The organism is Pseudoalteromonas sp. H105 (genome assembly GCF_001469215.1).
Lineage (GTDB): Bacteria > Pseudomonadota > Gammaproteobacteria > Enterobacterales > Alteromonadaceae > Pseudoalteromonas.
In genome coordinates, this window is sequence record NZ_LOFH01000010.1 from 103,168 (window position 1) to 117,274 (window position 14,107).

Here is a 14,107-nt window from a genome sequence, read left to right on the forward strand (position 1 = left end):
ACTCAACGTAGTATTGGCTATAATAAAGACAAGTAATAATTATCTTAATGGTCAGTCCAGTTATAACTTGGTATTATCCGCGCTTATTTTGCTTTTTAACCCTCTAAACTTGGTGAGTTGATGCGTATTTTTAGTCATTGTTTAAACTTTTTCTCTATGGTGATGAACCGTTTATTGGTTAAGAGTAAGGTGTTGCCTGAAAACCCAATCGAACAATATGGTCTTGACCCAGCATCACCTACCTTTTATATCGTTAAACTCAATGCACGCTCTGACTTAGCAGCACTTGCGCGTGTATGTAAAAAACATGGGTTACCAAATCCCACTGAGCAACAAATATTAGGCAGTGCTGAGCTAGGTCGTTTTATTGGATTGCAAAATCCGCCCCCATTATTTGGTGACAAGGCAAAACCAACCGATGCTTTGCAGAAAGGCAAGCTCATCATTGATCAGCTCATTCAAAGTAATGAGCGTAATGTTCAAGTGATCCCTGTAACAATTTTGTGGGGACGCAACCCTGGGAAAGAAAAGCCTGGTTTAGGTACTTTGGTATCACATTCATTAGCACCCAGCTGGTTTCGAAAATTTTTTGTTCTTCTCTTTTCTGGCCGCGATAACTTTGTGCGCTTTAGCCAACCGTTAGACTTGTCGCTGCTCGTTAATGAAAAAGCGGATGTTGATGAGTTGCCACATAAATTACTGCGTGTTGCACGTGTGCATTTTCGCCGTCAAAAGCTGGCTGCAACAGGCCCTAAAATGCCTTCACGCGAACAGCTTTTTAGTTCACTGTTAGCCTCACCCACAATAAAAAAAGCCATTCAAACAGAGGCCAATGAAAAAAACATTAGCCATGAACAAGCGCGTCAAAATGCCTTAAAACTACTCGATGAAATAGCTGCAAATTACAGCGATGCCACAATTAGGGTCGCTGAACGCGTTCTGACTTGGCTCTGGAATAAACTGTATAACGGTATTGATATTAAATACACAGAGCAACTGCATGACCTTACCAACAAAGGCCATGAAATAATTTACATGCCGTGCCATCGTAGCCACATGGATTATTTGTTACTGACTTACTCTATTTACCACCTAGGCTTAGTACCGCCACACATAGCTGCGGGTATCAATTTAAACTTTTTCCCAGCCGGTGGTATTTTCCGTCGTTCAGGCGCCTTTTTTATACGCCGTTCGTTTGCCGGTAATAAATTATATTCAGCGGTGTTTAAAGAATATTTAAGTCAATTATTCATCAAAGGCTATTCTGTCAAGTTTTATACCGAAGGTGGTCGCAGCCGAACAGGTCGCTTATTGCCGCCAAAAACAGGTATGCTAGCAATGACTTTGCAAGCCATGCTGCGTGGTATTGATAGGCCAATTTCAATCGTACCTGTCTACATTGGGTATGAGCACGTTATGGAAATTAACACGTATCTCAAAGAACTTGCTGGGAATGATAAAAAAGGCGAATCAATATTTGGCATATTTAAAGCTATTAAGAACTTAAAGAACTATGGACGAGGGTACTTAAATTTTGGTGATCCCATTTCTGTTAATCAATATTTAAACGAGCATCAACCTGACTGGCGTGAGTCGATTCACCCTACCGATGTACAAAAACCACAATGGTTAGGCCCGCAGGTAGCCAATTTAGCTGATAAAGTCATGGTTAATATTAATAGTGCCGCGGCCCTAAATGCAGTTAACCTATTAGCAATGATTCTATTGGTCAATGATAAACAGGCATTGAGTAAACCTAAGCTATTAGCACAACTTGATTTTTACTTACATCTACAACGTAATGCCAGTTATAGCGATAAAATCAGTGCACCAGCTGAAAACGCTGAACAACTTTTAACACATGCCTTGAAGCTTAATAAGTTTGATGTGATAAGTGATGAATTTGGTGAAATCATTACGATTAATGATAAAGAAAAAATCCTCTTTAATTACTACCGAAATAATATTTTACATGTCTTTGCGGTACCCAGCTTGCTTGCACTGCATATATTTAAAAGCCATCAAACCACGCTTAGCCAATGCCAAGAACTAATAAGTCGTTTTTACCCGTTGTTTGCTAAGGAATGGTTTTTAAATGAATTGGACGAGCATTACATCTCTCGCATACTGGCCAGTTTTGTTGACCAAGATCTGATTGAGATAAATGGTGACGAAATAAAAATTACCAATAGTAATGACTGCCTCGCTAAACTTGAAATGCTAGGTCGTGCATTGAGCTTAACGTTACAGCGCTATGCCATCGTGATTGGCTTCATTCAAACAAGTGCTGGCATAGACCGCGCTGAACTAGAGCGTGAAAGCCAAGTATTAGCTCAGCGCCTTGGTACATTACATGGAATTAAAAGCCCTGAGTTTTTCGATAATAAGGTTTTGGTAAGCTTTATCAGTAACCTACGCCAACAAGAGTTGATAAGCGAGTCGGATGCCGGGCTACAAGGTAGCAGTGAATTGTGTGAAATTTATATGCATCTTAAAGCGTTGCTGCCAGCTCGTATTTGGCAGTCTATCTCAGGTATCGTTCAAAGCCAAAGTAACTAAAGGCTTGTAAGGTTAGGTGCTAAGCCACCTAACCTTACATTCAACGTATTGGTGGAGCATATTAACGCTGGCGCATTACGCCTTCTTGGATTGTTGAAGCGACTAAGTTACCTTGGCGGTCAAAAAATTGTCCGCGCACTAAGCCTCTTCCTGAACTTGCACTGGGGCTATCAATCGTATACAAAATCCAGTCATCGAGCCTAAACGGTCGATGAAACCACATCGCATGGTCAATCGTTGCCACCTGCATATTTGGCTGCATAAACGACACACCATGGGGCTGTAATGCTGTTGGTAAAAATTCAAAGTCAGACGCATACGCCAATAAGTAATTATGAATGCGTTGATCATCTGGCATATCGCCATTGGCTTTAAACCAAATATGCTTCACTGGCTCCATAACTTCGGGTTTAAATGGGTTATGAAAAGTGACAGGCCGCATATCTATAGGTACTTCACGAATAAACTTATTACGTATTGATTCAGGAATGTGCTCGGCATTTGCTTGATAAAACTCCAACGAGGATTTTAACTCTTCTGGCTGGGGCACATTGGGCATCGTTGCCTGGTGCGATAACCCGCCTTCAACACATTGAAAAGACGCCGTCATATAAAAAATAGGTTTGCCATATTGAATGGCTTTGACACGACGCGTGCTAAAACTTTTACCGTCACGGATGTTTTCAACATCGTAAACTATCGGTTTTGCAGCATCCCCAGGACGAAGGAAATAAGAATGCAAAGAATGTACTATGCGCCCTTCAGGCAAGGTTTCTTTCGCGGCAGAGAGTGCCTGCCCCATGACTTGGCCACCAAATACCGCGCGAAAACCTAAATCTTGGCTTTGCCCACGATACAAGCCTTGCTCTATTTCCTCTAGCGTTAGTAACGACAGTAAATCATCTAAAACTTGGCTCATTTTTAATATCCTCAATCCCACAATACTTAAATGATACTATACAATGCCACTAAGTAAATCTTTGTTAGGAAACCTTAATTATGGCTTATTGGTTATTTAAAACTGAACCCGATGCATTCTCAATTGACGATTTAAAAAATGCACCCGCGCATACCACACAATGGGAAGGCGTGCGAAACTATCAAGCGCGTAATTTTATGCGTGATGAGGTTAAGCAAGGTGACCTAGTGATGATTTATCATTCGAGCTGCAAGCAGGTCGGTGTAGCTGGCATCGCAACAGTGACCCGAGAGGCCTACCCTGATCCATGCCAATTTGATTTAAATAGCGGTTATTATGACCCAAAAGCTACCACTGAAAACCCTCGCTGGGTAGTCGTTGATGTAACCTATAAACATCACTTAAATAACCTCGTGAGTTTAAAAGCGATCAAAGAAAACGAAGCTGTTACTGACATTGCTTTGAAAAAGGGAGGGCGCTTATCAATCATGCCCGTGACCGCTTCGGATTGGGATCAGATTATAAAAATGGCACACTAAAACTCACTTGATGTCACTTTGAACACTGTCACAAAATAACCCAAGCGGAACTAGGTGTATAAGATGCCTATGTATTTTTCTTCTTTTTACCTTTTTTCTTTACATGTCCATGCTTGGGCACAATGGCAAAATACATCACTAATGCCAGCCATGAGAAGAAGATAATACCAATGAGCCAGCCGTTTTTTTCATGTCCTTGGGTGCGTTTGCTATTGAGTACCATAACCACAGGCAAAATATAGGCACTCAATAATAAAATTAATAACGCAACCTCATTCATTACTGCGTTAACTCTTGCCAATTAACTTCGTTACTCAGCACACGATCAATGGCAATATAATGCAAAATATCACCACTGTTAACGGGGTAACTCAGTGGCGGGTTTAGATCCATGTTTTTAGCGCTGAGATTATGAGCCACACCCAGTAAAATTGCATCATGATCATGCTTAAAGTGATGAAACAACTGACCAAATTCCATTTGAGCAAGCCCCTGAGGAATGACTAAGCTAAACTGAGTATCACCATGCAATGTAGAAAGTAATTCTTCTTGCACGCGACTTGAGCCTGGATCCTGCATTGAGCGGACTAAAATTTCAGCTGATTTAGCGCTTGAGCACTCTACGTTGTGACAATGCTCTAACAGCATTTCGACTTTGCTTTCATCATTAAAGTGAGCACTAATGTGGCAGCCCTCTTTGACAAGTTTGCTAATCCGTAAAGCTGTCGTAAACGTTTGATCATCATCTTGGCCATCAATAATGATTTTATCGGCCTCTTTAATCGCAACTCGGTCTAGCTGCTCACAATCAGTAAAACTACTTAAACGAGCAAAATCAACGTGCTCGTTGGTTAAAAAAGGATGTTCCATTTGCTCTGTCACCGCTAACAAAATGCGCCTTTGTGTTCGCTTTTGATCAGCCAAAATATAATCAATCATTTTTTTTGTTCTGGTTTGATGCCAGCCAAAAATAATAATATGATTGTTAAAGTGCGAAAAGTTTTTATCACCTGTCATAGCGCGCCTAATTAAATATGTCACTGTTTGCCCTGTTTTCCCCAACAGAACACCGAATAAAGCTAATCCAAACGGAATTTGTACTAGCGCAACCACCCAACGCCCAAACGCTGTACTTGCGCTAAAATCACCATAGCCCACCGTGGACGTCGTTACTATGTAATAGTATACAAACGTACTACTGGGTATTAATGCATCTTCGTTTGCTATAAATAACAATAGCCAAGTGACAAGCATATGTATCAATGTTGCGAGTGCGACTGCTTGCCAACTCACTTGATCGATATGACTCCTGACTATAATAAAAAATCGTTTAAAGATAAAAGGCATGCCACCACGTGATTATTCTGCTTTTAATTAGCCCTTAAGTTACTGCAATGCGTAATTTATGACAATGCTTGGGGGCTTATTAACTCTATATTATATGACATTTTGCTTGAGCACTCGTCACACAGGGTGCTTTGACTCGATACCCGCCAACTCTAAGAGTTTTTGTCTAAACGCTCAACACGCAACAGACAATTAAGATTATTTTCTAGGGGGCTAAAAAAGGTGTAAGCTATACTCGTGTTATTAATTATAAAGACGGGTGTATTATGTCGGGTGTTTTAGCTTCTGTAGATCAACGAACCCAGCTGGTCGGCGAAAATCGTCTTGAACTGCTATTATTTTATTTACACAGCCGCCACCTTTTCGCGCTTAATGTGTTTAAAGTAAAAGAGGTTGTGAAACTACCTCATTTAAACATCATACCTCATGCCCACCCTAAAATTTCAGGGGTGGCAAATATCCGAGGAGAATCTATTCCTGTTATAGATTTGCGCCAAGCTATTTGTATGCCCGCAGCTAAAAATACTGAAGACAGTAACTTAGTTATTACTGAGTATAATCGTACTGTACAAGGCTTTTTAATTGGAAAAGTTGATCAAATTGTTAATATGACTTGGTCAGATATTATGCCTCCACCCACTTCTGTAGGTAAAAATCACTACTTAACAGCCCTGACCAAAGTAAAACGTGATGGCCAAGAGCAACTCGTTGAAATTATTGATGTAGAAAAAGTACTGGCTGAAATTGTTGAATACGAAGTGCAAATTTCTAATGAAATACTTGATCAAACCATTGTTAACGAATTTGCTGGCCGTAAAATTTTACATGCTGATGACTCACCCACAGCACGCAAGCAAGTGAGTGACACACTCTCGCAATTAGGTATTGAAATAATCCCAGCCAGTAACGGTTTAGAAGCCCTTACAATGCTGAAGGATTGGGCTGATCGAGGTGACAATCTAGAGCAAGATTTATTGATGGTGATAACCGATGCAGAAATGCCCGCGATGGATGGCTACCGTTTAACCCACGAAATCCGTAATGATGACCGCATGAAAAACTTGTATGTTGTATTAAATACGTCACTAAGCGGTAGTTTTAACCAAGCTTTAGTTGAGAAGGTAGGCTGCAACGCCTTTTTATCTAAGTTTCAACCCGACTTACTGGTTGAAGAAGTTCAAAATCGCTTAAAAGCAGTGCTTGAACAGAACAAATAGCGATGTCAATTTGCCAATTTATCACTTTCGTGATTAATTGGCATAATCTAATAACAAAAACGCTCATTTATTATGCTTAATCGTGTTGCCAAGCCATTTACCCTGCTCGTAGAACGCTACCTACCCGACCCCTTTATATTTGTCATCATATTAACCCTTCTTAGCGCTATTATGGCTACGGCTTTAACGCCCGCCAACCCCGTTCAGGTACTCAATGCTTGGGGCAGTGGTTTCTGGAACCTATTGCAATTTGCCATGCAAATGTTACTCGTACTCCTGAGCGGTTACATGCTAGCAAGCACCCCTATTATCAAACGTTTATTGGCGAAATTAGCAAGCTTTGCGAGTACACCAGCGAAAGCAATTATATGGGTCACATTAGTTTCATTGCTAGGTAGCTGGCTGAACTGGGGGTTTGGCTTAGTGATCGGCGCCTTGTTTGCCAAAGCAATAGCAAGGCAAACGCGAGTTGATTATCGACTGTTGGTTGCCAGTGCCTACTCAGGCTTTATAGTGTGGCATGGTGGTTTGGCAGGCTCTGTACCTTTGACCATTGCAACTCCCGGGCATTTTTCAGCGCAAAGCATTGGCGTAATCAGTACATCTGAGACACTATTTTCTGGCTTTAATATGGCGATTGTACTGGGCTTATTTATTATTATGCCACTTGTTAATCGCTATATGCTTCCAAGCAAAAAAGACAGCGTTTTTGTCGAAAAAGATAAACTCTGTGACCCTTTACCAGTGCAAATAATAGCGACTCGCCCAGCAGAAAAAATGGAACACAGTCGCCTATTAGGCATGAGTATCGGTTTACTTGGCCTGACGTATTTAAGTTACTACTTTGTGTTAAACAATGGCGCACTTAACCTCAATAGTGTCATTGGACTATTTTTGTTTACGGCTATTTTGTTGCATCAGACGCCACATAATTTATTGCTCAGCTTACAACAAGCGATCCCCAGTGGTGCTGGCATTGTTATTCAATTTCCCTTTTATGCAGGGATCATGGCAATTATGATTGATACTGGCTTGGCACAACAAATATCACATGGTTTTATAGCCATTGCGAGTGCTGAATCATTGCCTTTATGGGGGTTTTTAAGTGCAGGGTTAGTGAACATTTTTGTCCCTTCAGGCGGCGGTCAGTGGGCGGTACAAGCTCCCATTGTAATACCCGCTGCACAAGCGCTAGGGGCTGATATTCCACGCGTTGCGATGGCAGTAGCATGGGGCGATGCGTGGACAAACCTAATTCAGCCGTTTTGGGCATTGCCGGTATTAGCTATTGCGGGATTGAAAGCCAAAGATATTATGGGTTTTTGTTTAGTACAGTTAATCATTACAGGTGTGTTTATTTCACTGATGTTGACCTTCTATCCTTAAATAAAGTGACACTGAAGCGCAACCTTGTCGTTGCGCTTTGAAAAGATCAACAGCTCTTACCCTAACTTGATAGAATTTTCATAGGTAAGCTTAAAATCACACTTTCTGAATCAGCAAAGTGCATCATCACAGCCACGTGACCTGCCACAACTAAAGCATACATCACAGCAGAAAAAACTTGGCCATATTTATCCAATGGCACCAAATGTGAAAAATGGCGGCCACGCCATTCAAACACGATTTCCAGCGCACCAATAAATAAAAAGAACACGAGCAACATCAAACCAAAAGTATAACTTACCCACAAACCAAATAGCACGCCAAGCAAACACACACTGAGCCCCACCCAAGAGCGCATTGAAAAACTAACGCTCTTTAACACATGACCGCCATCTAAAGGCAATATGGGTAATAAGTTAAATAAATTCAATAAAGCACTGAGTACCGCAACACCCGCAAAAATTTCCATTTCTGTTGCATAGTAAAGCACTACACCGAGTACCGAGGTGATTAATCCGAACGCTGGGCCCATTAGCGAAATCACAACATCTTGCCAACGAGTTGTAATTTTTTCATCTGATACAGCGAGCCCTCCCACAAAAGGAATTAAATAAATACCTTTGGTCTTAATACCAAAATATTTCATTGCACGTACGTGGCCGTATTCATGAATAACTAAACACGCAATTAACATCAGCGCAAATTCAAAGGTGAACAACCATGCATAACCAGCAACAGACGCCCCGGCTAATGCAGCCTTAACAACTTTAGCACTTTTAAATACCTTGAAGCCTAATGCAAATATACCTAGCAGGCCTTGTTTGGGCTTCGTTTTTTGCACTTCTGGGATAGGAAGCTTTTGTACCAGTTGATCATTAACATACAACAATAACAATTGATCATTCAGTTCACTGGTATCTAAACCTATGCGATTACCGTCTAATTCAAATTCAACGTAGTGTTGTTGTAGGGTATCAAAACTAATTGCTTGGTCAGACTGAAAAATTTGCACAATTTTTTGCTCTGCGAGCATAAGACAAAAAGCTTGCTCTGCAAGAGTTAATTGTATTTGAATCATAAAACCTAAAACCTAAAAAAGAGTGCGATTAGTATACCTATTTTTTAGCGATAATTAGCGAAATTATTTTACCCTTAATACTGACTTTTTTTTAGTTTGCAGCTACTTTTATATTATGGGACGCTTTTAATTCAAGGAGTGAATATGACCAAATTAGCAAAAAACATTCTCGTTGTTGATGATTCCAAAGCTATTTTAGTTGTAATGGAAGCAATTTTAAACGAACTAGAAATCCCCAATATCACGACCTGCTTAAGTGCTCAGGAAGCGCTATACAAAGTAAAAAGTGCGCCGCTAAAGTATGATGCAGTCTTTACTGATCTTAATATGCCGGATATGGACGGTATGGAGCTCATTAGGCATTTAGGTGACATGAAGTACCCTGGTGCAATAGTTATCATTTCTGAAATGGACCATAAAGTCATTGATTTAGCTGCTGATTTAGCAAAAAAAAGTAACGCTCATTTAATTGGCAATATTGCAAAACCAGTACAATTGACCCAAGTACATACGTTGCTTAAAAAGCTAGACCATTTAGCTTCACACATAGAGAGGCCGTTTGAGCCTATCAGCGAATCACAGCTATTGCATGCTCTAAGTCACAATGAAATCACTCCTTTTTATCAACCCAAGGTCAACCGCTATAAAAATAAAATAACAAGTGTAGAGGTGCTTGCTCGCATAGTGACTGAAAAAGGGCACCTAATATTACCGGACCACTTTATTAGTGTTGCTGAAGATCTTGATCTAATTAATTTAATCACCTTTCAATTGTTTGAAAAGGCCACTGCTGATTTCATAGGATTAAAAGAATGTTTTGGGTATAAATTTAAATTAGCGTTTAATTTGTCGCCTTGTCAGTTAGAAGATCTTAGCTGCCCCGATAAGCTAGCCCTTATTCTCAAGCTTAATAATTTAACCCCTAGCGAAATAATTCTAGAAATAACAGAGCAACATGCGCTCTGCAGTAGCGCGCAGTTAGAAACATTGAATAGACTAAGAATTCGCGGTTTTGATATTTCTTTAGATGATTATGGCATTGGTTTTACTAATGTTAACCAACTAAAAACCTTACCCTTTAGTGAAGTGAAAATTGATCGGACACTCATTAGCCACATTGAAACTGACCAATTCTCTCAGGTCATCACCAGTGGCTTAGTTAATATTGCCATACAGGAAGGGATTGCCATTGTTGCAGAAGGCATCGAGCGTATTGAAGAGCTAGAATACTTAGACCGCTTCAAAGAGTTTATTTTGATGCAAGGCTTTTTAATTTGCCAGCCCAAATCAAAGTCCGACTTCACTGTATGGGCAAAATCATGGCTACAAATGATTAAAGACGCTAATCAGCGCTGATTCTATTGTTTGTGATCGTCTTCGCTAAGTAGCTTGTCGGTACTGGCCAAACGCTGCCGCCAACGTTGCTTAGCAACCATTTGCATATCGGCCGATTGATCACGTTCATCCATAATATTAAGCCCCATTAATGACTCTATCATATCTTCAAGTGTGACAATTCCTTGCACGTCACCGTACTCGTCTATCACTAAACAGATATGGTTACGTTTAGCGAGTAAGGTGTGCAATAGCGTAGGCATGTAAAGCGTCTCTGGCACGGTATAAAGTGGCTTAACCAATTTACTGACTTTGTAGTCCTCACCAAGCCGATGATATGCCAACATAATGTCGTTTTTATGCACAAACCCGATAATATCGTCGCCGTCTTTATCGTAAACTAACACACGTGAAAATGACGAAGAGCCATGCTCAGCCAAGTACTGGTGTACGGTGATGTCTTTATGCACTTTAAATAGTACAGTACGTGGCGTCATTATTGAATCAAGCGTGGTGTGTCGAAAATGTAATAAGCTACGAATGATCTCCGACTCTTCCTGGTGTAATGCCCCTGACTCTGAACCTATGTCGGCCATGGCTTCTATTTCTTGACGAATATAAAAGGCTTCATCATAGTTTCGTCCCATCAGATTCGTTAGCTTTTCAGCAAACCATACGAAGGGTTTTAATAAAATGACTAAATACACCAACCCGCGTGAGACAATAGGGGTCAAGGCACGCCAATAATTGGCACCGAGTGTTTTTGGAATGATTTCTGATAGTACTAATACAAGTAACGTCATGATGGCTGATGCGATACCCACCGCTGCATCTGAAAAAACAACGGCGGCCTGCGCCCCAACACCAGCAGCACCTGCGGTGTGAGCCACTGTATTTAAAGTTAAGATAGCAGCCAATGGTTGATCTACATTTTTTTTAAGTTTTTCAACACACTTAGCCAGCTTTGGGTTTTGTTTACGCAGCAATGCTACATAGCTTGGGGTGATACTTAATAACACCGCTTCCATAATAGAACACAAAAATGAAATCAGAATAGCAACACACATGTAAACAATTAATAACGTCATTAAATCACTCTCATCGTTGGACTAATGAGCATCCTACCAATACATGGTATATTTATCCAAATTATCGTTCAAAGGCTTAGCTATGACTTTCAATTTGTCTGCAAAATTATCAAATAAACGTGTGTTAAAAACACTCAGTGCATTGGCTTTATACACTGTAGCAACTTCAGCTTCAGCAGCGGTGTTAAATAAGGAAAAAATTGCATTTATTGGCCCTTTGGCCGAGCAAATGCAGGTGAAACCTCACCAAACACCTCATCATGATGCGGCAATAAAGAATCTTCTCCCACGTCTTTTAGCTGACAGTTCAAGCTTTTCTGTATTTGGTGAGCAGCATAAATGGCAAACATTAAGTAAGGTAAACGCGCTGACCCTTGGTGGATTGCAGGCATTAAAATTTACCGTACACACAGAGCGTTTTAGTGAAGGTGCTCTGAAACTGAGTGGTATAGAAAAAGCGACGTTATTTATTGATGGCGTAGAGCTCACCGCAAACGATCATACTTACCAACTGGCATTAAGTAATGGCGAACACCAAGTGCTTATCATTGCAGAGCAAGTCGCTAATTGGAATGAAGTGTCACTGGATTTTGAGCCTAAGTCAGCACATGACAAAATCACCATAAGTCAGCACGCGAGTAAAACTCTCTCTGCGAAGCAATTGTTTGATGCGCCGACGATAAGTATGCTGTCACTGTCACCAGATGCAAAGCACGCTATCACGAGCACACGCTTTTACAATGATGCTGCGGGTAATCAGGCACAGATAACAACTGTCCTTAAAGATCAAGACAACAAAGTGCTTTATCGCTTTGAATCAGGCCAACCGAGTAATGTAATTTGGAGCCCCGACAACACGTCTGTCGTTTATTTAATGGACGGTAAATTAAAACAGCTAAACCGCAAAAATTTAGCGCTTACTGTGATTGCTGAGAACTTAGATGGTGCGAGCGGCTTTGCATTTTATAACAACGACACGCTAGTTTTTACGTGGTCGAAGTACCCAAAAACCGATACCAACTTAACCAAACATTATAGAGGCCTGCAAGATCGTTGGTCATATGCCCGCATAACGTCACAAGCTTATTTGCTTGATATTAAATCGGGCTTTAGCAAAGCAATCAGTGAAGGTCCTCTAAGCCATAGCATTGAAGATTTCAACAGCAAACGAGGCACCGTTTTGCTAAGTCGAAGCGCTCACGCAATGGAGGCGTCAACTCACCCAATTACTGAGCTGGTTGAAACTAGCATTTCAACGGCACAACAAAGTGTTTTAGGTCAATTTAAAACCTTTAATCAAGCAAGGTACACCGATGAGGGGATTTACATCATTGCAGGACCTGATTTTAAAGAGGGTTTAGGCCGTAGTATCCCACATGATATGCTTGCCAATAACTATGATGGACAACTGTATTTACTTGATTTTAATGGTAAGCAAGCCAAAGCATTGAGCAAAAGTTTTGACCCTGCAATAGGCCAGTTAAATGTACTTAAAAACGGTGACGCAGTTCTTAAAGTAACCGAGCAAGACACTCAGCAACTGTATTTATTTGATTTAAGCAAAACCCGGTTTAACAAGCTCAACACTCAGTTAGATGTTATAGAACAATTTAGTGTCTCTAAAAACCGATCTCCGCTTGTATTGTACAGCGGCACAACAGCATCGACTCCACAGCAATTAAAACGGTTAAACATCAGAAAAAATAAAGCGAGTACAGTGTGGAACTCTAAGCCTATAGCCTATGCAAATACGCAAATTCCAACGCTTGAAGAGTTTAACTTCACTAATAAGCAAGGCATCGAAATAAAAGGCCGTGTTTATATACCCACAAATCTAGATAAATCTAAAAAGCACCCAGCTCTGATTTATTACTATGGCGGCACATCTCCTGTTTCGCGTGGTTTTACGGGGCGTTACCCATTTAATTTTTGGGCCGCTAATGGCTATGTTGTCTATGTTGTTCAACCCACTGGCGCAACAGGGTTTGGCCAAGAGTTTTCTGCTAAACACGTTAATGCATGGGGTGAGCATACGGCCGAGGACATTATCCAAGGTACTCAGGCATTACTTGCTCAGTACTCATTTATTGATAAAGATCGCTTAGGTAATTTAGGTGCGTCCTACGGTGGCTTTATGACCATGCTGCTAGCAACTAAAACAGACATATTTAGCGCCTCAATATCTCATGCGGGTATTTCAAATATTACATCTTACTGGGGTCATGGTTGGTGGGGCTATTTATACTCAGGCGAAGCATCAAAAGGCAGCTTCCCGTGGAATAACAGTGAACTTTATAGCCAACGTAGTCCAGTGTTTCATGCTGATAAAGTAACCACACCATTGCTACTACTTCATGGTGACTCAGATACTAACGTGCCTGTAGGTGAAAGCCACACTATGTATACAGCATTGAAATTATTGGGCAAAGATGTAGAGCTTATTGAATACAAAGGGGCTGACCATCAAATTTTTGCTCGCGATAAACGCTTTGATTGGTGGAGTACAATGCTTGCCTACTTTGATAAGCACTTGAAAGATGAACCACAATGGTGGCAATACTTATACCCTGAGGAATGACAAGGCTAGAAGGAGAAGATACACATTTCCTCTCCTTCTATTGTTTAATTTTATGCAAAGA

At 40.7% G+C, this 14,107-nt stretch carries 11 protein-coding genes; 6 read left to right on the forward strand and 5 right to left on the reverse strand.

Annotation, left to right across the window (positions count from 1 at the left end; all coding sequences use genetic code 11):
- Positions 1–120: 120 nt before the first annotated feature.
- Positions 121–2,559 (forward strand): glycerol-3-phosphate 1-O-acyltransferase PlsB, encoded by a 2,439-nt coding sequence (gene plsB / locus ATS75_RS16000; protein ID WP_058561418.1) that lies wholly within the window; start codon positions 121–123, stop codon positions 2,557–2,559.
- Between the two features lie 61 nt (positions 2,560–2,620).
- On the opposite strand, the gene tesB is transcribed toward plsB, so the two are convergent.
- Complete coding sequence (gene tesB / locus ATS75_RS16005; protein ID WP_058561419.1) at positions 2,621–3,478, reverse strand: acyl-CoA thioesterase II; 858 nt, start codon at positions 3,476–3,478, stop codon at positions 2,621–2,623.
- An 80-nt stretch (positions 3,479–3,558) separates the two neighbouring features.
- On the opposite strand from tesB, the gene ATS75_RS16010 reads away from it, so the two are divergent.
- A complete protein-coding gene (locus tag ATS75_RS16010) occupies positions 3,559–4,017 on the forward strand; it encodes an EVE domain-containing protein (RefSeq protein ID WP_058561420.1) in 459 nt (152 codons plus the stop codon).
- A 67-nt stretch (positions 4,018–4,084) separates the two neighbouring features.
- On the opposite strand, the gene ATS75_RS16015 is transcribed toward ATS75_RS16010, so the two are convergent.
- Together ATS75_RS16015 and ATS75_RS16020 are read right to left on the reverse strand one after the other, a co-directional pair.
- Complete coding sequence (locus ATS75_RS16015; protein ID WP_058561421.1) at positions 4,085–4,297, reverse strand: hypothetical protein; 213 nt, start codon at positions 4,295–4,297, stop codon at positions 4,085–4,087.
- The gene (locus ATS75_RS16020) at positions 4,297–5,364 is read right to left on the reverse strand and encodes a potassium channel family protein (RefSeq protein ID WP_058561422.1); all 1,068 of its coding nucleotides are present in this window, start codon (positions 5,362–5,364) and stop codon (positions 4,297–4,299) included. Before ATS75_RS16020 ends, ATS75_RS16015 begins: the two co-directional genes overlap by 1 nt.
- Before the next feature lie 266 nt (positions 5,365–5,630).
- Between ATS75_RS16020 and ATS75_RS16025 the strand changes: the two genes are divergently transcribed.
- Together ATS75_RS16025 and ATS75_RS16030 are read left to right on the forward strand one after the other, a co-directional pair.
- Entirely contained in the window at positions 5,631–6,581 is a 951-nt protein-coding gene (locus tag ATS75_RS16025; protein WP_058561423.1) for a chemotaxis protein CheV, read from the forward strand.
- 72 nt (positions 6,582–6,653) lie between these two features.
- Positions 6,654–7,967 carry a short-chain fatty acid transporter gene (locus tag ATS75_RS16030; protein ID WP_058561424.1) on the forward strand — a complete coding sequence of 438 codons (1,314 nt, stop codon included), beginning with the start codon at positions 6,654–6,656 and terminating at the stop codon, positions 7,965–7,967.
- Positions 7,968–8,028: 61 nt separating this feature from the next.
- On the opposite strand, the gene ATS75_RS16035 is transcribed toward ATS75_RS16030, so the two are convergent.
- Entirely contained in the window at positions 8,029–9,045 is a 1,017-nt protein-coding gene (locus ATS75_RS16035) for a metalloprotease (protein WP_058561425.1), read from the reverse strand.
- Between the two features lie 144 nt (positions 9,046–9,189).
- Here ATS75_RS16035 and ATS75_RS16040 point away from each other — a divergent pair, with 144 nt between their 5' ends.
- Complete coding sequence (locus ATS75_RS16040) at positions 9,190–10,401, forward strand: EAL domain-containing protein (protein ID WP_058561426.1); 1,212 nt, start codon at positions 9,190–9,192, stop codon at positions 10,399–10,401.
- Positions 10,402–10,403: 2 nt separating this feature from the next.
- Here the strand turns inward: ATS75_RS16040 and ATS75_RS16045 are convergent, their stop codons facing one another.
- Entirely contained in the window at positions 10,404–11,468 is a 1,065-nt protein-coding gene (locus ATS75_RS16045) for a hemolysin family protein (RefSeq protein ID WP_058561427.1), read from the reverse strand.
- Positions 11,469–11,550: 82 nt separating this feature from the next.
- Between ATS75_RS16045 and ATS75_RS16050 the strand changes: the two genes are divergently transcribed.
- Complete coding sequence (locus tag ATS75_RS16050; protein ID WP_058561428.1) at positions 11,551–14,046, forward strand: alpha/beta hydrolase family protein; 2,496 nt, start codon at positions 11,551–11,553, stop codon at positions 14,044–14,046.
- Positions 14,047–14,107: the final 61 nt, after the last annotated feature.

Coding starts and splice junctions, on each gene's coding strand:
- ATS75_RS16050 (WP_058561428.1), top strand. CDS start 11,551: ATGACTTTCAATTTGTCTGCAAAATTATCAAATAAACGTGTGTTAAAA.
- ATS75_RS16015 (WP_058561421.1), bottom strand. CDS start 4,297: ATGAATGAGGTTGCGTTATTAATTTTATTATTGAGTGCCTATATTTTG.
- ATS75_RS16045 (WP_058561427.1), bottom strand. CDS start 11,468: ATGACGTTATTAATTGTTTACATGTGTGTTGCTATTCTGATTTCATTT.
- plsB (WP_058561418.1), top strand. CDS start 121: ATGCGTATTTTTAGTCATTGTTTAAACTTTTTCTCTATGGTGATGAAC.
- tesB (WP_058561419.1), bottom strand. CDS start 3,478: ATGAGCCAAGTTTTAGATGATTTACTGTCGTTACTAACGCTAGAGGAA.
- ATS75_RS16020 (WP_058561422.1), bottom strand. CDS start 5,364: ATGCCTTTTATCTTTAAACGATTTTTTATTATAGTCAGGAGTCATATC.
- ATS75_RS16040 (WP_058561426.1), top strand. CDS start 9,190: ATGACCAAATTAGCAAAAAACATTCTCGTTGTTGATGATTCCAAAGCT.
- ATS75_RS16010 (WP_058561420.1), top strand. CDS start 3,559: ATGGCTTATTGGTTATTTAAAACTGAACCCGATGCATTCTCAATTGAC.
- ATS75_RS16030 (WP_058561424.1), top strand. CDS start 6,654: ATGCTTAATCGTGTTGCCAAGCCATTTACCCTGCTCGTAGAACGCTAC.
- ATS75_RS16025 (WP_058561423.1), top strand. CDS start 5,631: ATGTCGGGTGTTTTAGCTTCTGTAGATCAACGAACCCAGCTGGTCGGC.
- ATS75_RS16035 (WP_058561425.1), bottom strand. CDS start 9,045: ATGATTCAAATACAATTAACTCTTGCAGAGCAAGCTTTTTGTCTTATG.